Below are 20,265 nucleotides of genomic sequence, written 5' to 3'. Positions count from 1 at the left end.
TAAAGAGAGAGCTGTCTTTAATAGACATACTCTCTCTTTTACAGTTATTTTTCTTTATCCATTTGTGCATATGGAATATCATATTCAGATGCACGTGGAGCAAAATCCTTCATATATGGCTGATAAATCACGTTATTTGTTTCATAAGATATAGGATAGAATAGTGCTTGGTCATGGAACTCTGTTAAAATATCCGTATAAAGTTGCACTCGCTCTTTTTCATCTGTACCTACTAATAATTGATGAATGTTATTATCGATTTCTTTGGCATTTGGTAAGCCTAATTTTGCTTCATAGACACCATTAGCGTTTGGTGTCGCTGATTCATTAGCAAAGCTATGTGGGTCTGTTGGTGGTCCATTTGTCCGCCAGAAATTAATATCAACCTGATCATCCATTAATTTTTGCAGACCTACCATCACATCTGCGCCTTCTAAATTCAACTGTACCCCTATTTTTGCAAGTTCACCTTGCATTAGTTCCGCCATTGGTTTTTGAATCGCATCTGTTGCAATGTAGATTAAATCTAATGTTAGTGGCTGTCCGTTTTTAGAGCGAATTTTATCACCCTTCTGTAGCGTCCATCCCGCTTCATCTAGCAATTGCTGCGCTTTTTTCGGATTATATAAAATTGGAGCTAAATCAATATTTGCATAAGGAACAGCATCCCAAAATAGTGTATTGGCCACTTTTTCAGTACCATGTGTAATACTGTCAACCATTTGCTCCTTATTGATTGCATATTGAATCGCTTGACGTACCTTTAATTCTGCTAACGGACCTGACTGTGTATTAAACAGTAACGCACGCGTAGACAAAGGTTCAGACGTAGCCGTTTTATATTTCCCACTATCTTTTAAAAACGTATAGTTATCTAAACTAATGATGCCACGACCATATATTAAATCTAATTCTTCGTTTTCAAAGGCCAACGAAATAGATTCTGAATCAGGGATAATTTTTACTTTTATTTGTTCTACAAGAGGTTTTTCCCCCCAGTAATTTTCGTTGCGACTAAATAAAGCGTACTCATCCTTTTTGTAATCTGTTAATACCCATGGGCCTGTCCCAATAGGCGCTTTAATTGAATCTTGCGTCGCATCACCTTTAGGGAATCCATTATCCCCTAAAAAACGGAAAGGTCTAACAAAGGCAAGTTCGTTTAACACAGGATAATAAGGTTCATCCAATTGCAAACGAATTGTAAAGTCATCCACTTTCACAACCTCTTTAATATGATTGACCATACCCATCCAAGAATGCATATCACGATCAGCTAAAACTGCATGAAAGTTACGAATCACATTGTCTGCATTAAAAGCCGTTCCGTCAGAATATTTGACATCTTTTCTCAAATGGAAAACATAAGAAGTTTTATCCTTTGAGATGTCCCAACTTTCTGCTAGTTTCGGCGTAATTGTTCCATCATCGTTATATTCAACCAATGATTCATAGACCATTGCTTGGGCTGTCATTTGATTTGGTAAATATGTATGGGGATTTAATGGACCTACATCTAATGGCCATCCAATCGTAATCATTTTTTCGTCTGTCTGTTGTTTCGATGCTGGCTCTCCCTTTTCAGTACTTGTACAGCCAGTAAGTAGACTGAACATCAAAACAAGCATGAAAGGAAGTAAATACTTTGTCAATCTCATTTTCTGTCTCCTATCTCTGTTCGTGTTACAAATGTAGATGGTGAGAAGGCATAAAAAAACCTTATTCTATAAAAGAATAAGGACAGAATAACTTACTGTTAGCAAGCACCCATCCATCTCCCTATCTTTCGTAGATCATCAATGAATCTCCTTACAAGCAGGCATTCTGGCTCATGAATCAATATTTTGCTTCACCTTCCCAAGTAATAACTCAGTGGCAATTGAAACAAAACTCCTCATTTACAGCTGCGGGACAGCATGGGATTTACACCCATTTTCCTTTTAATTGAATGAAAGCTTATTTCATTCAAACTTGTAATGATTGCTATGAAATTAGTAATAAACATAACATGCTCTAATGTTCACGTCAATTTTATTTTCTGAATATAATAAAAACCTCGAAATAATGACTAACATAAAAAGGCCAGGTAGCTTAACCCTGGCCTTGTATAACTTCTTTTTATTCGGAGAGAAGATATAGTGGATATAACAATTCTTTCGTTAACTCAGTGTTGATTGCTTTACTTCCTGGCGTAATATTTTAGTAGCTGTCACCATATTTGCTAGCGCCTTAATCGTTTCTGCTTCTTTTCTCGTTTTTAAGCCACAATCTGGATTTACCCAAAATTGATTACTTTCAAGAACCTGTAAACTGTCTCGCATAATTTCTAGCATTTCTTCCTCGTTTGGCACATGCGGACTATGAATATCATATACCCCTAAACCAATTCCTTTTTTATATGGATGAACTTGAAGTGAAGCGATAAGCTCCCCATGGCTACGAGATGTTTCAATTGAAATAACATCTGCATCAAGTGAACTAATTGGTTCTATGAAATCGTTAAATTCACAGTAACACATATGTGTATGGATTTGTGTTTCATCTTTGACACTAGATGTAGCAAGTTTGAAGGAATTGACAGCCCACTCCAAGTAAGCTCCCCATCCTTCTTTGCGAAGCGGTAAACCTTCTCGTAGTGCTGGTTCATCAACTTGAATGATGGAAATGCCTGCGCCTTCGAGGGCTTCAACCTCTTTGCGAAGTGCTAATGCAATTTGAAAAGCTACATCTTTTCGTGAAATATCGTCTCGCACAAAGGACCAATTTAAAATTGTCACTGGCCCCGTAAGCATCCCCTTCACAAAACGATTTGTTAAACTTTGAGCGTACACGGACTCCTTCACGGTTATTGGTGATGCCCATGAGACATCTCCATAAATGATAGGAGGCTTTACACAACGAGATCCATATGATACTACCCATGCTTTTTTCGTAAATGCAAAACCGGTAAGTTTTTCACCGAAATACTCTACCATATCAGTACGCTCAAATTCACCATGAACTAGTACATCGATATCTAGTTCTTCTTGAATATTAATCCAACGCTTTGTTTCATGCTCTATAAATGCTTCGTATTCTTCATTCGATAATTGTTTCTTTCTCCAAACATTACGATTCCTTTTGACCTCATCAGATTGAGGGAAACTTCCAATTGTAGTCGTTGGAAATAGTGGTAATCCTAATGCTTGCTGTTGAATCTTTTGACGTTGATAAAAATCGCTGTGTCGTTCGAAATCTTGAATTGTCACGGTTTGAACTGCTTGATGAATCCTATTGTTTTGACGGATTGGATGATTTTTCAGAGCTTCAATCGCCATCATACTTTCTGACAAATTATGATTTAAGATAACATCTTTTTCTCGTCTAAATTTAGTTATATCGACAATTTCTACGATTTTTTCATCTGCGAAAGCAAGTGCTTGCTTTAGAACAGGATCGATTTCATTTTCAAGAGAGGTTGTTATTGGTACGTGTTGTAAATTACTAGAAGGTTGAATCCATAGCTCTACGGCATTACTTAGGTTTTCGATTGCTTGAATCGTAGAGTTGAGCTCCGCAAGATTTGCACGCCAAATATCACGACCATTTACACCTCCAATTGCCAATACTTTTTCACTAGGGAAACCAAACTGACGAAGCGATTCCATATTTCCTTTATAGCCATGAACGAAATCTAAGCCAAAACCTTGAACAGGCAGTGTGATCAATGTTTCGTATGAACATAATGCTTCAAAATATGTTTGTAGCATAATTTTAGCCTCTGGTACGGCTACAGTTAACTGGGAGTATATTTCTTGCACAAGCTTAATGTCTGCTGTATCAAGTGTCGTGACAAGGGACGGTTCTTCTAATTGAATCCAATTAGCACCTGCATCCACTAACTCTTTTAATACCTGAGAATAGAGCGGTAGTAAGGATAATAAATATTCAACCTGCGTTAATTTGCTGTAACCTTTCGTTAGCTTGCAAAATGTATAAGGTCCAATCAATGTAGGCTTTGCAATAATACCGAAAGCTTCCTTAGCCTCTAAAAAATCGGCTAACACTTTATTTTCAGTTACATGCAAGGTTTGTCCCTCATACTCAGGAACAATATAATGATAATTTGTATTAAACCATTTTGTCATCTCACTCGCTACCGCTGTCTTGTTCCCTCTTGCTACACTGTAGTAGGTATGTAAATCTACCTTTCCTCCTTGCCAGTTAAAGCGTTTAGGTATTAGACCAAACATAACGGCAGTATCCAACATTCTATCGTAATAGGTGAAGTCTCCAACTGTTACCATATCTATCCCAAGTTGTAGCTGCTTTTCTATCCTAGATAAACGTATTTTCTTTAATTTTACCTGAATGTCCTCTTCAGATAGATCATTTCGCCAAAATGTTTCTAATACTTTTTTCCATTCCCGATCTTCTCCAATGTATGGATAGCCAATTATTGTACTAGTATAGTTCATGTCAATCTCCCTTTCATAAAAAAATAAAAAGCCATTCTCCTTTTTGGAAAATGGCTGCTACATGTAAAAAATTTAATGAAAAACAATACGAAAAAAGTGACTTTCGCATGAATTATTCTTCGTCGCACAGTGCCTGTAGGGTCACATTTCACCACCTATTTCCACGTAGGTATTTGGTGTGTACTAGAAATTGGCAGGTCTCCTGGCTTTTCATCAATACGCCTCACAGCCTTCCCGGTTCCCCAGTGGCATTTGTGATTTGCTCCGAATTACAGTTGCGGGACAGCATCGGATTTGCACCGACTTCCCTTTTAAGCCAAACTTTCATTTGGCACCAATTCTTACACAATATTCAATTATGGTCTTACTATAACATATATTTCAGAATAGTAGAAATTATTTTCTGACAAATATTAAACTACTTACATTCTTATTGTTAAATCTATATTATATCCGGAGCCCCATGAAAGAGGTTTGCTTCACCGCCCACTTATCCCGGAAACTTAATGTTATCCCTCGGCTTAAGTTGGGGCCAAGTTTGTACAGCAAAGTACGCATGCCGCTCAGATAGGAATTGTCAACATTAGACATTCTCACAAAGATCTTGCGGATAAAACCAGGCATCTTTTTTAATGATTCAATGCTCCTGGCTGACTTGAGATAGCTCAAATGATACGCCTGTTCATCAATACTTGCGTTAAATAGGGGATGAGTAATATCCAGGATCGGCAATTGAATTTCATTTTCGAAAACTGTATAGAGAATCCGCTGATTTTCATTAGCGCTCATGGTTTTCAACTCCACCTCACTTGAACGATGAATTTTGGTCTCACTATAAACCAAAGCTTGCGTATATATGCGCCATTTCTCAAAAATAGCTCCTGTTCTGCTGAAAATCATCTTTTTGAACAGACCTTGTAATGTGATAGTTATAAATCAACATTAATTTGAAACCATCCTGTTTCATCAGGAAAGTCCCTTCTGGATAAATTTCGGCCAGAAATCAATTGGCGATATGCAGTAATAGTACCATCGTGTGAAACTATATAAATCTTATCCTTTTTTAACAGCTTTAAATTTGCAATAAATTCTTGTGCAATGTTATTGAAATGACTATCAGGCAAAGTATTAATACCGGTAGACCACAAATCATAAGGTACATTCATATCCATTTCCAGGTTCGGGTAATCTTTTTTGATTGTTTCTAAGTTAATGATTTTATCACAAGGCAATGTTTTTCCATTTGGGCGGAAAGGGAATATTCGTGGGGATACCAATGGGCTTACTATCTTACGACAATCAACATTCAAAGTCCAAATTAATGTAGTTTCCAGCGTTCTTCTAAGAGGACTAATAAATATTATATCTTCATCCGTTAAAAGAAACTTTTTCCTTAACAACTTCGCTTGACTTATGCCTTTTGCTGTTAATGAAGGATTTTTTATATGCAAGCTATTTGGTATGGCTAATGTGTGTTCACCTTGGCCATGACGAATAAATATCAACTCCACTTTATCACCACTCTTCTTCTTAACAAATAGAAAAGCGTTATTTAGAAAATAAATCGATCAAAATAACGCTTTCTTTTTGATTACATATAATCCCAGACAGACCAAGCAGCCTCTATGTGATTACCTGATGGGTCGGTAAAGACAAAGTATTTAGCATTTTCTCCACGCATAATTATCTCGGTAACTTCTACACCATTTTTCTTTAATGATTGATGTGTATATTCAAGATCTGGACAATTCAACGTAAACGTTTGATACAGGCGACCATCGCGTAAAAAATCTACTGTTGTATGATCAATTGTTTCTACAAGGAGTAATACAACATTTCCTTCTGGCGTTGTTACTACCGCTACAAAGCCAATATCATCCTGAAACTTGGGTGTTTTCAGCTTAAATCCAAGCTTATGTTGGTACCATTCAATTGTTTCATCGATATTATTAGCCGGTAAATAGAGATAGCCAATTTTACTGAATAACGACTTTTGTTCTTGAGTAATTTCCAATTCCCTCACTCCTGAATTTTATAGGTTGGTTAATAGTATTCTTCATAATCCAATATATCCCTTTTTGTCATTGGAATAATTGCTTCACAAATGTTTTTTACTAATGACGCAGAATATTTGATTACGGTTTGGAAACAATACACCTAAAAAAGGGCTTGAGAAAATGAAAAGAATTGTTTTTGTTGTCTTACTTTTATTAGTTCCAATTGATACTATTGAGATAGTATCTGCTAGTTCTCTACAATTAACTAAAGAAACATTTGAAGCCGATGAACAGCAAGAATTATCAATAAAGCAAGCGATTGAATTAGCAAACCCCTCAGCATTGAAATGGAATGAAAATGCTCAATTAATAGATGCAATAAATATTGATTTAGATAAGCCTGGGAAGTCAATTGGAAGTAACGGCAAAAGAAAGCATTGGAATATTTTATTTGGAGTGCCAGAAACTAATAAGGCTTTTTTAGTAACCATTCATGACGGAAAAATAGATTATACAAATGATTTAACGAGGGATGGTACTTCTTCTTACCCTAAAAAAGAGTTTATACAAACGAATGATATTAAGTATGATTCACCAGAGTTGCTTCAAAAAGCATTGAAAATGGGCAATATTTATCCTGGTAAAGATTGGGCTAAAGGGTATAATTTTATGCTAATTAAAGATACAGAGAGGAATGTACCCCTTTTATTAGTAATAGGTTGGAATAGTGACCAAACAAAAATGGAAGCAGCGGGCTTTAATGCATCAACAGGAGAATACATTAAACCTAATTAAGTTTAGTTTCATTCCTTATTTTTAACTAACGCGTACTTTAGTGAAATTAGGAGGATCGACATAATCAATCATTCTTATATTATTCTCTGACTTTTTATATTTAGCTTTTTATCATCATATTTCAGGGTCACTTTTACATCAGTGATCTTTTTTATTTTTTTAAAAATTTTAATTTGATGAGTAGTTAAATATCGCAATTCCTTTTAACAACTATTCATATTATAGATTGTAGAAAGGAGGTAATTACTATGTCTGAATACTGCGGAAATGGCGGCGGCTATGGTACTGGTTCAGCATTTGCGCTAATCGTTGTTCTATTCATTCTATTGATTATTGTCGGCACTAGCTTTATCGGATTCTACTAATATCCAATACCGCCACCTATCCCATAATTATTAGGATAATATAAAGTTATCCTTTCCCTTCAAATATATACTAAGGGTCACAATCCTCCGGTGACCCTTTTAATATTTTCTTAAATCAAAGTATATAATTAAGTCGCATCTGGCTAGGTACTGAGTATCGTTTTTGAGATAGTAAAAAACAATACTAGCAACTATTGTGTTTTATTTAATTAGTGACCTGTTCAGCTGATGGTGAAATTGCCGTTCAACAACATAAATACGAATAATATAATTTATGTAAATATATTCGTTAATGACACTTATGACGAAAATACCTTATTGCTACTAAACTACATATCAAAATAAACACATTCTTTGCATACAGACAAAAAAATAACATGAGATCCCACCTCAAATAGATAGAGGATGCCCATGTTATTCTCTGTATTTAAAGTTTTTATTCCGCTATATACAACTACACTCTTCTGCACTTATCTGTATGATTTAGTTATTGATCTAGTTCTAATGGCAAAAAAGCATATTCTTCATTTCTAATAATGTCACATTTACGAACTGGAATAGGTTGTTTGAAAATTGGCCCATCTAATACTGTAGTATGGAATTCTCCACCTTCTCCGCAAGGGTCAACACCTCGAGCTTCAAGCTCCTTTATGTATTCATGGGTTAACGTCCGCCCTAGATCTTCCTCGCGCATGCCCAAAGATAAATTAACCGTTACAATGATTGTGACAAATCCTAGGTTTATGAACTCTTCAACTGCTTCACGATGATCCATTTCCCATAAAGGCATGCCTAGTTTTAATCCAGCATTCTTCGTAACCTTGTCATGCCAGCAGCCATGTTCAGGCATATCTAAGTCTCCTGTTACTAACACTTCTGCCCCTTGATTTTTAGCTTTTTCTAAAAGGCGCATAAATACTTTTTCATATTCTGTCCAGCTTGCTGCTGCAGTATAAACAGGTAAGCCAATAGATTTAGCTTGAGCACGTATGAGTTCCGGAGGCATTCCATGGGATCTGGAACGTTCCCCTTCTTCCTCCAGCATGACGATTAATCCAAGTGCTTCTCCAACCTTCATTGCTTTATATAAAGCTAAGACACTATCCTTTCCTCCGCTAAAAGAAGCTATAAATTTATGCCCTCGAGCATTATTTTTCCAATCCATTAATTGTGCCATGCATATCTTTCCCCTTTAATTTCTAATGACTTTTTTAAGCTCCTCCTCAGAATATCATAAAAACTCATTTGCAATTTTATTATTGCAAATGAGTCTATTAGAAGTAGCATTCCAATACCGCTTGATTTAATTATTTTGCTCAAGTCTTTGGTAAATTGCCATCATATCTCGTTTATTCAACTCACGAATACGGTTGAAAATTGGAATATCTGCAACAGCTTCCGAGAGTAAGCTATCATCCACAACGTCGCTTACTTTGCCAGTTAGCCATGTTTGCACGTCTACGCCTTCGACAATTTCCTTACGTCCTTCATCGTTGATGCCACTTGCAGAGCAACTAACACATGGTACGGATAATTTATAGACGCCATCATGGAGATTGTCTTCTGAAATGACTTTCTTCCCATTACAGAATGGACATTTATGACTTGCTTTAATTTTATTAATTTGTGTCACAATTTTTTTGTAGCCAAATGCTTCATAGACGTATGTTAATTTTTTGTATTTCCCATTAGTGAAATATTGATCAATAATGGTTTCTCTCGTTTCGTCAATGTTGGCAAAATCGCAAATTGTAATTAGATTTTTGCTACTTATTACTTCGATATTGTCTTTAATTTTGTCCCAGAAAGGTAAAACATTATTTAGTACTATTTCATAACCGGCAAAGCTTGCTAGATCTAATTCAAGCATTTTCAAAGATACTTGTGTTTCTCTAGGAAGTAAGGAGACATCTTCCGTAAGAGTCATATCGCCGCCTACAATAGATTTTAGTTTTTCAAGCTCTGGTAAGTTCCCTACCGTTTTTATGACCTGATCGATTGGTTGATGAATAAGCTCGCGAATATCAGTGTCTCCAAATGTTAGTTTTTTCTTATGGTTAAGCACGGCTCCTTGACAAATTGGACAGGCAATCATTTCTTTTGATTCTTTCATTTGCTCTTTAATAATTGATTTCGAAATAACGATATAACGTCCAAGGATAAAATTAAAACCTTCCCATTTTTTTGAGGACTTACTTGCTTTATCATAAAATGATTTTTCCCAATAACCATATAGGAAGGTATGTCTTTCTTCATCTGACATCTCATTGTAGCTTTTACTAATATCTTGACCCAGTTCATTCTTGATCTCATCAAAAAGGAATTGCAATTTCGGATATTGATAGTATTTTAATACTTCCATCACGTCTGGATGTAATAAGCCATCCCAGAATGGCACTGTTTTGTCTTGTATAACTATATCGAAATCAAATTTTTCAATTTGCAGGCGACCAGAACAGCTAGGGCAATGATTTTCCTGACTAAAGAAATCGAAGCTTCTTGTATCTTTATTCGTCGGATGTGCAGCCACAATATGGTTGATCAGGCCACCAATTTCATATAAAAAACTATACTGACTATACAAGTGTCTTTCTAAATCAATGGCAACGACGGGTGCGATTGTTGCGGATTCATATTCACCATAAATTAATCGAGCCATAGATGATAAGCTTTTTAAAATACCGCCTTTATAAATGTTTTCAGCATTTTTAAAAAAGCTAATATGATTTTCTTCTAAGTATTGAATGCCTTTTTTTGAATTTAGTGTTGAAGATATATGCAATGAAGCATCACTACTTGTATTGTTATGTTCGCTAAAATAATCATCATGACTGACAACATCAAGATGTCGCACAGGTTCCTGCAGTCTTTCTCCAAAATCAACGATAAAATCAGAGCTGTCTATCATATAGGCATTATGTTCAATCATTATAATAGAGACGGATTCATCTTGTAGAATGTCCCTGACACTATCAATGAATTGGTTTAAAATATTTTGCGATAAACCTTTTGATGGCTCATCAAAAATAAACAGTGTATGAGGATTTCTTGAATTCGAAAATAGCTCAGAAACTAAATGAACACATTGAAATTCACCTGTCGATAAAGATTGTGTTTTTCTTTCCAACGTTAAATAACCAAGCCCAAGTTTGATTAGTAAACTTAAGCGTTTATGAGCGATATCTTCATGTGGAAGCTCCTCAATAATGTCTTCAATAGAACGTTGGAAAATATCGTCAATGTTGTCACTGTATTTCGTCATTTTTCGTTTAATATCAAGAAACGTTGCAACAGTCGATCGGCTAGTAATCGATTGGTTGCGATCTTGTCCTACCATGACCAGTTTATCTTTTGGATATCGTTTTAAGAAATCCTTAGAGATACACTCATTGACAAGGGTCGATTTCCCGCAGCCAGACTCACCTGTAACGGTTACTAGTCTATTTTTAGGAATGTGAATGTCAGCCATTTCAATATTACGACAGTAAAGATCATGAAATTGATAAAAGTCTGTAGGTATTGCCTGATTTCGTTCCCAATGGATTGGCTCTGGACGTGGTGATTCTTCGACGATTCTGCCGCCGTATTTCCCACTACCTGGTCCGAAGAATAGTTGCTCATCAGCTGTATCGAGCACCGTATCAGAATGGTCAATAAGCCAAATTTGATTTTTATAGCCCAATTGTTTAATCTGTTCCAAAATTTTCAACAAGGTTTGGTGGTCAAGACCAACAGAAATTTCATCAATAATAATCACGGTATTTTCACTAGCGGCCATAAATTCTGCCAAGTACAGTCGAGTTAATTCTCCTCCAGACAACGTACCCATGATCCGATTTATAGTTAAGTAACCAATGTTCATATCGATAATATTTTTAAGAATATGTTGTCTCTCTTCACTAATATTTAATTCCTCTGAAAGGGAGTAAATCGCCTCAATACTTAAATTGTTAATATCCGAAATACTAAGTGGTTGATTCCATATTTCTAGTTTATACTGCTCAACTTCCGGACTATATCGCTTGCCCTCACACTTTTTGCATTCGACATTTTTAGTTGTTCCACGTCCTTTACATGCAGGACACCAGCCTAATGCATTATTAAAGGAAAAAACCTCTGGCGAAAGATCAAACTTATCTGCAAGCTTTTCACGAACCTCTTTAAAAACGCCTGTATGGGTACCAACCGTTGAACGTGGATTAGTAGAAATTGATGATTTCCCGAGAAAAAGGACTAAAGGCATCTCTTCCATCTTAATGGCACTGAAATTCGTTTCCATAATATTAGGAAACAAATACTGATATTCAGCCTTTGGCAATAAAGAAACAAGACGCTTCTTAGATTCTTCACCAATTGTTTGACAAAATGTAGTTTTACCAGAGCCAGACAATCCAGCAATGCCTATAGATTGATCTTCCGGCAAGCCGACATCTAAACGATTTATATTGTTAGCAATTAATTGATTTATTTTCATCGGATATTCTCTCCATTTCATCTAGTAATGTCATGTTAGCATAACTACAACTGGATTTGTTATGTTTATGACATGCCATTAATTATGCCTCGGCATAATTGTAGCTGACGCTTTGCTTTCGCTACAGAAAACATTTGCCGCTGTCGCTACGCTTTCGCGCAGATAAACAATGCGTCCGGAATCGGCCAGAGGCTTTAACTTCTTTCAGCCTTTGCTGAAAGAAGTTAAAGAATGACGCTTTCCGTGTTTCGGAAGCGTCCAATTGTTGATGAACAGTTTATTTTATTCATTTCCTATTTGATACCTGCTTTTGATCTTGAAAAGCAGGTATCATGATGAAGAAATCATTTTTTTACAGTTCTGCTAACACTTTTTCGAGCTGATTACCATTGTTAATCCATGCGTATTTAGCTCCTTCGATTGCTCCTTGGCGAGCTTTCGTTGTTTCACTGAATCCACTTTGATCAAAATGTAAATGTGTAGTTCCATCAGAACCTTCTGTCAACGTCCATGTCACAGTAGTAGTTTCTCCGGCACTTGCCCAAGTGTAAGATAATGTATGAGGTTCTTCCACTTTAAGTACCTCGCAATTGACAATTCCATCCCACCATTCATTTGGCTCAGCTCGGAATTGGAATTTATGTCCTACGATCGGTTTAAAGTCATTTTTCCATATCCATTTTGCAAGAGTGTCTGAATCCGTTAATGCGTTCCAAACTTTCTCAATTGAACTTGTAAATTGATAATCTAAAGATACATCTGCTGTCATTTTTCTTCCTCCAATAAAAGATTTAATATAGCCATTCTTTCTTTCCAGAATCCTTCGTAATACGATATCCAATCTTGAATTTCCTTCAACGGACCGGCATTCAACCGATACCTCGTTTCTCTACCAACCCTTCGAGCAATTACGAGATCGGCATCTTTTAGGATAGCCAAATGCTTAGAAACTGCTGTGCGACCCATTTGAAATTGAGACGTTAATTCGTGAAGAGGTAATTCTTCCGCATCTGCCAACAAGCGTATTAATTGGCGCCTTGTTGGATCAGCAATAGCAGCATAAACATCACGCTCTTGAGTCTTGTCGCTCAAAATCCCCCTCCCCCTTATGAATTGGACACTAAATGGTGTCCCAATTATATGACACCATCTAGTTTCCAATCAATTTTTTATTTTGAGATATTTGCATTCGTTTTATTCTTCTATCATTAATACGAATAAAATTTGCTGAGCTTGTCCTCCACCGCGTACTTGTATTCAGGATGCTTTTTAAGTAAATCTAATGTATTAAATTCAAATCTTAAAAATAAGCTTGGACATATCAGTACTTCTTTGGATTGCTTGCTTTTGTTTTATACCCCTGTCCAAACTACCTCTACTTGAAAAAGAAGTATCCACTTTGACGTCCGCGTTTATGGACATGAAAGTAGATACTTCTTTTCCTTTATTATAGCCTTTATTCAGTTTGGTATTGTTTCCCTTTTCCACTTCTAGTATGCCTGCTGCATTTCCGCAAGAATGCTACAAGAAGTATATTATATCTCTTCTTTCACTCTTTTATAGATGGTACAACTTTATTTCAAATCTACATCATTTCTTTTTTAATATTCTCTGTTTTAGATTTCTTCTTTTCAAATTAAGATCTAGCTTTCATGAGAAATATTAAATACCTCAAAATTTTCGTCAAAGTATACAACCAAAAGCTCGTCACTATAATTTTCATCCAGAGAAAAATCAAAAACACAGTCGAGCTGATGCTGTTGATTCGCACTAATCCGAATACATCTCGGTTGCAACACATCAATCAATGCTTCGTTTGTTATTTCCTCAACAGCTACCATACTGAGAGTCTCTAACATATATTTTTGATAATCTTCATCTTCATCAATTACTTCCGTCACATATTGAATAAAATAAGTAATCACTGTATCGGTATGACAATTTGCTAAAAGTGTAGACTTTGCTTTTTGATACAGTTCAGGAATATGCTCAAGAAATTTCTGTACAATTGCTTGATTGTCATCATTTAAAAAGCCCTCAAAAATATCAAGGCTTGTTTCAATCTCATTACCAACCAGTGTAATTGTAAAATCTTCAAGAAGCCCTTTATCAACAGGCACGTCTAATTCTCCAAATAATGTAGTGTGAAATTGATAATTTTTCAATGGAATCATCTTCTCTCCCTATAAAATAGAAAAATTTGCAGCCATCCATTGCGAATCGAACAGCTCGTCATCTCGTTACTCTAAATACTGGTCAATCGTGCTATAATCCGTCTATTTCTTGTTGACTTCAATTTAAAACGCAAGTAAATCATCATACATTGTCTGCTGTGTTTCCGTTAATTGTCCATCAGAATTCATGATAGCAAAACGCTTCAATGCTAAAAGTGCATTCTTCTTCAAGGCTGAATCTAGTTTCCCAGTAATTTTAATTTGACCAAAGGCCGTTGCATAGGTAATCATGTCACTTTGCATCATATCCATTTCATGCTCTTTTGCCATATCACGCACAGCTTTTTCATCCAATGTGTCAACTGATATATAGTGCATTCCCCATATATTCTCTATTAAATGCTTCGGGAAAGTAGCAAAGTCAATGATGCGCTTCTTTCTTATGACTTCTTCCATTTCATAAAGTGTATCAGACCCTTCATCACTACCGAAAGGTGCTTCTTCATCACCACAATCATAATAAAACTCTTCTGTGAAATGAGCGACAAAAAGTGGGTGTGACGTTTTCGGATGTGGGCCATATTCCCCTATATCACAGTAAAGACAATTATCAAAATCAAATGTAGGATTTTCTTGATACCCTTTCTTCATTTTACTGACAATTAACTTTTGGGCTTCTTTTTCACACATTTCTTGTGACTCAAATTCTTTCATTTCATACTTCCCGATTGTTCCATTTTTTCCGTAATGCACACATATTGTCATCCCAAAATAATCAATTGTCCAAAATTTATTTGATTTTTCGTCTTGATATGTAAAAGCTTTTTTCATCTAACTGTACCTCCTTTCCTGTGTTGTCTTTATTTCAAACTTTCGTAATACTGTTACACACTCTTTTGTGGAAGAAAGGCTGTTTTTAATCCATTCACCTACATGCTTCTTACTATCGTATAATCATTAAAATCACACTATATCAATTGATACTTTGAGAAATATTCCTGTATTGATGAAAGCACGCAATTTGTAGATGACATATTCAAAGGCATTAAGTGATAAAGAAAGAGTCATCTCGTATTTCTGGTTGGCAATTAACTCATTATTCTCAAGTATAAATGTTATTTTATGAATAGAAGAGTATTTTTCTTGAGAATTTGGATCAACGCCACTGTTGAGACTGTATTGAAACAAAAATAGAGTTCATTTCTTCTTGGCATTTCAATTTTCAATATATCCATTACTGCTTAAGTAGCGCCGACCAAATTTGTATATTTACACTACACGAAGGACAGTTTACCTCACCAGCTAAATACGGCAAATCATGTACAAGTTCGTGTTCACCAATCAATGCCGCTTGTTCCGCTAATAATATTTGCTCCATATCTGAAAAATTTGAGGCAGGTACAACTTTGTGAGCCTCTTGTTCCTTGACGAAAACAGGGTCTTGTACAAATGCCTGTGTAGCTCCCTCCCACAAAAATACATCTTCCTTGCAATGTGGACATATAGCAATATACTCATCCCCTGTCACAAACGTCAATAGCATATCCGCCAGTCTGTACGCTCCTCGATAAGTTGCATCTGCTGCTAGAACATAACGCTTTTCCACATGATCATCCAAAGTAGTTGCGTAGGTACGCACATCTTTTCCTAATAACGCCATCTCACGTATTGCCTCAATATAGCTATTGTAAATATCTGCTCCGATATGTTCATCAAGTATCTTTAAAACTGTCGGAAAGCCACTATCACCGCGACTCGCCTCAATAATTCCGCAGATAATAAACAAATGATGTTGCACTTCGGGACAGTTCGTTGAACAAGCTATCTGCATCAAATAAGGAACAGCCGCATAGGTAACTGTATAAATGGTATTTTGATGAAACAAATAGTCTTCAAAAAGCGCATCAACTGTTTCTTGGTCGTATGCTTGCTTCAATCGCTGTAACAACGCTGGCACATTCTCTCCAGAGCCAAATGGTCCTGTCAGATTTATCCATACGGTACTCGTCAATTCAAGCAAAACGAACACCTCCCTCTAATTACCACTCACGCCAATCATCTGTTAACTCATAACGTCCAAGATTCTGACTTTTAGTAAGGTCATCAATATCAATTCCACATTGAATCAGCACTTGGTCAAAATAGTCACAAAGCTCCTCTCGTTCACCAGTTTCAATCAATCCGCCTCCACCTTCCTCATTAATCTTATTTAGGGCAAGCACCACCGTTTCAATCGATTTCATAATGGCTGGATAGCTATCTGGCTGATTTGGCAGTTTCGCAATGGATGCTGCATACTGCTCTAGCACCATTTCTGTCTGATGAATAAAACTATCTGGAAACAATTCTGCGTAAATACAGTCATCTTTCTCAATCAATCCAGCAGTAAATTCTTCCTCTTCTTTTCTTTTCGCATTGCGCCAGCGTGACGTTGGTCGGATATCTTGCATAGGACATTCTCCTTTATCTTGAGTTTCTAATTAATAATAAACCTCTTTGAAAGCCTTTATAAAATAGTGTATTGGCTAGCACCGTAACTTTTATTTTAAACATAACATACTACCATTCACGTTCTCTTAATGCGTCTTCAATATCAAGCTTCACGTTGTATACATCCAATATATCCATAACAGTTATTGCGATACTATCTCGTGCAATCGTTTCAATTTCACTGTCATGTTCTAAAAACTCGTCTTCTAAATCATTAATCGCACGTGTGATTTCATCAAATTTTACTTGTATTTCTTCTAATGAATGGGGACCTTGCTCTAAATAGCGGACAATTTGCTCCAATAAATCTTTAATTTTATCAACTAAAAATTTAGGATAATAACTATCATGATACATTTCCTTTAAAAAATTGATTTCTTTCATCTTATATTCCCCCAATAAATCTATTATTCTTCGATGATATTCAAATAAAACCAGTTACTTTTCCTCTTTATTAATCCAATATCGCCCTAGAAAATAAATCATGTATCAGTTCATCATTTTCACATGCTTGTTTAAATCCAACAGCGAATCGCAACAATGCGTCCTTTTCGCCGGCATACGCACAGAACATATCTGCTTCTGGGTCAAAACGTACAATGCCTTCTAGCTCTGGTAACTTCTCTTGCAAATACACATCCGCAAGCGAGCACCAATCGTAGCCGTTACCTTGAAATCCTTCGTCTGCCCGTGTTTTAAACAATTCCTGTTTATAAATGCCTACTTCTAACAGGAACGAAATATTTCCACTATCATGTTCAAGCCAACTAAAAGGTTTTAGTTCTTCATTCACCATTTGAGCATGTAGACTAGCTAGCTTTTCCGCTGTAAAACTTAATTTCCCCTCTTGACTTACAATTTCCCCCTGCTCTATACGTTCATTTAACCAACTTGAAACAAAATCTGGGGCATATCCTCCTGTACTGAAACCTTGTGCAAGTGCAATGATATTCTTGTAATCCGCTAAATATTGAGCTTGCGTCACCTTCGAATTAGCACCAGTGTACAACCAAAACTGGATATCATACATCAGCATGGATAGCTCGTCTGCATGTAAAGCAAAATAGCCTTTATCCTCTACAATTTGCGTACAAATACCTCGAATAGCTGCTTCTATCCGATTTTCCTCTCCAGTTTTCTCACATAACGACTGTAACAAAGGAGAGAAGGGTACATGTTTCACCATTTCCAAATCGTCAAGTTTATCTTGTTCTGATGTATCGTATATTTCCTCATTCACCAATCCGACAATAAAAGTCGCAAAGTTCGGCGCAAGGAAAGTAATATAGTAATCTGCCTCTTGGTCTACATGTACAACAGCAGGTTCACCATCTGCACCACATGCACGATAATCAAGCATAATGACATCATGACCTGCTGACGGGCAATCGGCTATGACAACACCAATATTTGGGTAGCCCCATTCTTCCAACATAAAACTGCTTCCCAAGCTGCCACACAAGCTATAAGCCTTTTCGCGACCAATGCCCATAATGCCTGTAATCGCAACATGATTTTCAGCCCATGAAGTCGGCAAAGCCGTTGGAAAACAAGTGTTAACTGGCATACCGCCGTTCTGTTGTTGCATAAACCAAATATAATCTGCTGGCAATTTATAGCCAAGTTCCTCTTCTATAGAAGCAATCATTTCAGTAGTGGGGGATACTTCTACATAATTTTTATCCGCATAATCGCTTTTTTCCCAAAATTGACTGAAATCACGCTCATGAAAAGGGACAAGCTTGATATCATCTAGCGCTTCCACTGACTTTTTCATAATATTCCGACAGGCTACTATATACTCTTCAGTTCTAGTATCAAACTGTAATTCCTTCGCTTTTTCAAATGCAGCCAGTGCTTTTTGCCATTCCTGGATATAGAAATAAGCATAACCTACACGCCAATGCCAATCCGCATCTTGTTGACCCTGTTTTTTAACTGTGCGTAACTGGGATAACGCTTCATGATAACGCCCTAGATTATTAAGCGCACGACCATAATGACCTACTATTTCGTAATCTCGCTCTGACTTAGACAATTGTTCAATTGCTTCTACAATTTTGTCATGTTGATTTTCCTCATACCATTTTTCTAACATATTCAATAATTTTTTTGGCAAAATCCCACTTCCTCTCAATCATCTTGTAATTCAGCTAAACAAGTATCTTGTATCTCTTGTGATGTTTGATTAATAATTTACTTTTGACGTTGATGGACTAAATCATCGTGTGTTTCTTTGTTCGATGTATGATTTTTTCTTCTATTGTCATGACATGAGCTCCCTCAATATTTCCTCAAAACGTTCACGATATGGCGATAAAATCCGCATAAATTTTGGGTTAGTGAAGTCATTCAAATGGACAATCTCAAAGCATGCATACAGTAATGATGCTACATCCATATCTTTGTATTCTTCCATACGTTCATTTTGTTCAGGTGAAATCACTGGACAAAGCTCGATAAAGGGCGTTGTCATATATTTTTCAAGCCATTGTAAATTTTCTTCCGTATTCATTTCCTGTTCAAAGAAAGGTTCGTATGGAACAGTTGGTACGGTTGCGACAATGTAAGCAAAAATTGGCAATGTTTCAGGTGTTAACCCCCACCTTTCCACATAGGCTTTCGCAAAATATTCAGTCGGTGGGGAATGATCGGCATCGCATATTTCCATATAGTCGATAATGAGTTTGCTATAACTTTTATCGTATAAACCAAGGCCAAAAACGGCAAACGTGCTTGGCATTGCCGCTTCCTCATCCGCAACATCCCCGTAAAAATGATACTCAGCCATTGCTTTGTAGCTATATTCCACAAGCGCGGCATGTAGGTTTGGATAGCTCAACACCTTTGCAAAAAAATGATGGGAAGGTGTGACAGGTAAACGTTCAATCGGCAGCAATAAATCACTTTCCCCTTCATATAAAATGCTGTAGCTTTTGGGGAAATCCTCCTCCAATAAAGTATTTAAATAGAGCATGGCTTCACGATACGCTTCCTCTGTTTCTTCTTTAATATGAATCAAGATGGTAGCCATCACATCATTTGCATAGCAATAAATAAGATCAGATTCAGCTCGTTGCTTATTGATTGGCAAATCGCCAGAACCAATTGTGAGTAAACTGTTATACGTTTCCGCATCTAATTCCTTAATCGTTCGCAATAATTTCTCAACCGTTAACGATTCAAAGCTTGCACCGTATTTTCTTAAATTGATGGCATAATAGCGTAGCAATGGCAAATAAGCGAAAGATTTCTGTTTATGCGTGAATCGAGAAAGACAGTAGCGCTGTGTTTCAAAGTCAAGCTCCTGGCGGAATACGTCTAATAATGCAAGCTGTTTGTAATGGCAAATTACCTCTGTTAAGACGAAGGCATCAAGCGCAAAAGAGGTCGTGCGAATGCTAGCAGGATAATGGCCCTCTTTATCAATTGTATATTGCTTTTCAAGTAGCTCTTGTGCTAGCTGTTGCCATAGTGCTTCGTCTTCTATAAATTGTTTTGCTTTCATTCGCT

At 36.5% G+C, this 20,265-nt stretch carries 18 protein-coding genes and 2 riboswitches; of the genes, 2 read left to right on the top strand and 16 right to left on the bottom strand.

All coding sequences use genetic code 11. From position 1 onward, the window contains the following. Positions 1-44: 44 nt before the first annotated feature. The 5 genes from nikA to AC1DCY_RS09155 form a co-directional block, all read right to left on the bottom strand. The gene (gene nikA, locus AC1DCY_RS09175; RefSeq protein ID WP_477349409.1) at positions 45-1,658 is read right to left on the bottom strand and encodes a nickel ABC transporter substrate-binding protein; all 1,614 of its coding nucleotides are present in this window, start codon (positions 1,656-1,658) and stop codon (positions 45-47) included. Between the two features lie 139 nt (positions 1,659-1,797). Then, a riboswitch (cobalamin riboswitch) is annotated at positions 1,798-1,990 on the bottom strand. 169 nt (positions 1,991-2,159) lie between these two features. Next, positions 2,160-4,457 (bottom strand): 5-methyltetrahydropteroyltriglutamate--homocysteine S-methyltransferase, encoded by a 2,298-nt coding sequence (metE, locus tag AC1DCY_RS09170; RefSeq protein ID WP_477349407.1) that lies wholly within the window; start codon positions 4,455-4,457, stop codon positions 2,160-2,162. A 175-nt stretch (positions 4,458-4,632) separates the two neighbouring features. Next, positions 4,633-4,811, bottom strand: a riboswitch (cobalamin riboswitch). 93 nt (positions 4,812-4,904) lie between these two features. Beyond that, positions 4,905-5,357, bottom strand: coding sequence for a hypothetical protein (locus AC1DCY_RS09165; RefSeq protein WP_477349405.1), 453 nt, complete (start codon positions 5,355-5,357; stop codon positions 4,905-4,907). 29 nt (positions 5,358-5,386) lie between these two features. Further along, positions 5,387-5,968, bottom strand: coding sequence for a histidine phosphatase family protein (locus tag AC1DCY_RS09160; protein ID WP_477349403.1), 582 nt, complete (start codon positions 5,966-5,968; stop codon positions 5,387-5,389). An 80-nt stretch (positions 5,969-6,048) separates the two neighbouring features. Beyond that, entirely contained in the window at positions 6,049-6,471 is a 423-nt protein-coding gene (locus AC1DCY_RS09155; RefSeq protein ID WP_477349401.1) for a VOC family protein, read from the bottom strand. A 163-nt stretch (positions 6,472-6,634) separates the two neighbouring features. Here AC1DCY_RS09155 and AC1DCY_RS09150 point away from each other — a divergent pair, with 163 nt between their 5' ends. Both AC1DCY_RS09150 and AC1DCY_RS09145 read left to right on the top strand, forming a co-directional pair. Beyond that, positions 6,635-7,249 carry a hypothetical protein gene (locus AC1DCY_RS09150; RefSeq protein WP_477349399.1) on the top strand — a complete coding sequence of 205 codons (615 nt, stop codon included), beginning with the start codon at positions 6,635-6,637 and terminating at the stop codon, positions 7,247-7,249. Between the two features lie 248 nt (positions 7,250-7,497). After that, the gene (locus AC1DCY_RS09145) at positions 7,498-7,614 is read left to right on the top strand and encodes a YjcZ family sporulation protein (protein ID WP_370076291.1); all 117 of its coding nucleotides are present in this window, start codon (positions 7,498-7,500) and stop codon (positions 7,612-7,614) included. A gap of 487 nt (positions 7,615-8,101) precedes the next feature. On the opposite strand, the gene AC1DCY_RS09140 is transcribed toward AC1DCY_RS09145, so the two are convergent. From AC1DCY_RS09140 to AC1DCY_RS09090, 11 genes are all read right to left on the bottom strand, one after another. Further along, positions 8,102-8,791 (bottom strand): Dph6-related ATP pyrophosphatase, encoded by a 690-nt coding sequence (locus AC1DCY_RS09140; protein WP_477349397.1) that lies wholly within the window; start codon positions 8,789-8,791, stop codon positions 8,102-8,104. A gap of 126 nt (positions 8,792-8,917) precedes the next feature. Then, positions 8,918-12,088: an ATP-binding cassette domain-containing protein gene (locus AC1DCY_RS09135; protein ID WP_477349395.1), complete on the bottom strand. Its 3,171-nt coding sequence runs from the start codon at positions 12,086-12,088 to the stop codon at positions 8,918-8,920. A 352-nt stretch (positions 12,089-12,440) separates the two neighbouring features. After that, positions 12,441-12,857, bottom strand: a complete 417-nt coding sequence (locus AC1DCY_RS09130) for an SRPBCC family protein (protein ID WP_477349393.1) — start codon at positions 12,855-12,857, stop codon at positions 12,441-12,443. Next, positions 12,854-13,180, bottom strand: a complete 327-nt coding sequence (locus AC1DCY_RS09125) for an ArsR/SmtB family transcription factor (RefSeq protein ID WP_477349391.1) — start codon at positions 13,178-13,180, stop codon at positions 12,854-12,856. Before AC1DCY_RS09125 ends, AC1DCY_RS09130 begins: the two co-directional genes overlap by 4 nt. Positions 13,181-13,731: 551 nt before the next feature. Further along, a complete protein-coding gene (locus tag AC1DCY_RS09120) occupies positions 13,732-14,253 on the bottom strand; it encodes a hypothetical protein (protein WP_477349390.1) in 522 nt (173 codons plus the stop codon). A gap of 132 nt (positions 14,254-14,385) precedes the next feature. Beyond that, positions 14,386-15,093: a WGR domain-containing protein gene (locus AC1DCY_RS09115; RefSeq protein ID WP_477349388.1), complete on the bottom strand. Its 708-nt coding sequence runs from the start codon at positions 15,091-15,093 to the stop codon at positions 14,386-14,388. A 403-nt stretch (positions 15,094-15,496) separates the two neighbouring features. After that, a complete protein-coding gene (locus AC1DCY_RS09110; protein WP_477349386.1) occupies positions 15,497-16,282 on the bottom strand; it encodes a hypothetical protein in 786 nt (261 codons plus the stop codon). A gap of 19 nt (positions 16,283-16,301) precedes the next feature. Next, a complete protein-coding gene (locus AC1DCY_RS09105; protein WP_477349384.1) occupies positions 16,302-16,712 on the bottom strand; it encodes a hypothetical protein in 411 nt (136 codons plus the stop codon). Between the two features lie 109 nt (positions 16,713-16,821). Continuing rightward, the gene (locus AC1DCY_RS09100) at positions 16,822-17,136 is read right to left on the bottom strand and encodes a DUF5713 family protein (RefSeq protein WP_477349382.1); all 315 of its coding nucleotides are present in this window, start codon (positions 17,134-17,136) and stop codon (positions 16,822-16,824) included. Between the two features lie 70 nt (positions 17,137-17,206). Further along, entirely contained in the window at positions 17,207-18,871 is a 1,665-nt protein-coding gene (locus tag AC1DCY_RS09095; RefSeq protein ID WP_477349380.1) for an Imm51 family immunity protein, read from the bottom strand. A gap of 147 nt (positions 18,872-19,018) precedes the next feature. Next, complete coding sequence (locus AC1DCY_RS09090; protein WP_477349378.1) at positions 19,019-20,260, bottom strand: DUF6138 family protein; 1,242 nt, start codon at positions 20,258-20,260, stop codon at positions 19,019-19,021. Between the last annotated feature and the right edge of the window lie 5 nt (positions 20,261-20,265).

Source organism: Lysinibacillus sp. 10T31 (assembly GCF_056394365.1).
This window is presented reverse-complemented; position numbering and strand designations above follow the sequence as displayed.

Coding starts and splice junctions, on each gene's coding strand:
- metE (WP_477349407.1), bottom strand. CDS start 4,457: ATGAACTATACTAGTACAATAATTGGCTATCCATACATTGGAGAAGAT.
- AC1DCY_RS09165 (WP_477349405.1), bottom strand. CDS start 5,357: ATGATTTTCAGCAGAACAGGAGCTATTTTTGAGAAATGGCGCATATAT.
- AC1DCY_RS09130 (WP_477349393.1), bottom strand. CDS start 12,857: ATGACAGCAGATGTATCTTTAGATTATCAATTTACAAGTTCAATTGAG.
- AC1DCY_RS09135 (WP_477349395.1), bottom strand. CDS start 12,088: ATGAAAATAAATCAATTAATTGCTAACAATATAAATCGTTTAGATGTC.
- AC1DCY_RS09090 (WP_477349378.1), bottom strand. CDS start 20,260: ATGAAAGCAAAACAATTTATAGAAGACGAAGCACTATGGCAACAGCTA.
- AC1DCY_RS09105 (WP_477349384.1), bottom strand. CDS start 16,712: ATGCAAGATATCCGACCAACGTCACGCTGGCGCAATGCGAAAAGAAAA.
- AC1DCY_RS09115 (WP_477349388.1), bottom strand. CDS start 15,093: ATGAAAAAAGCTTTTACATATCAAGACGAAAAATCAAATAAATTTTGG.
- AC1DCY_RS09150 (WP_477349399.1), top strand. CDS start 6,635: ATGAAAAGAATTGTTTTTGTTGTCTTACTTTTATTAGTTCCAATTGAT.
- AC1DCY_RS09145 (WP_370076291.1), top strand. CDS start 7,498: ATGTCTGAATACTGCGGAAATGGCGGCGGCTATGGTACTGGTTCAGCA.
- AC1DCY_RS09100 (WP_477349382.1), bottom strand. CDS start 17,136: ATGAAAGAAATCAATTTTTTAAAGGAAATGTATCATGATAGTTATTAT.
- nikA (WP_477349409.1), bottom strand. CDS start 1,658: ATGAGATTGACAAAGTATTTACTTCCTTTCATGCTTGTTTTGATGTTC.
- AC1DCY_RS09140 (WP_477349397.1), bottom strand. CDS start 8,791: ATGGCACAATTAATGGATTGGAAAAATAATGCTCGAGGGCATAAATTT.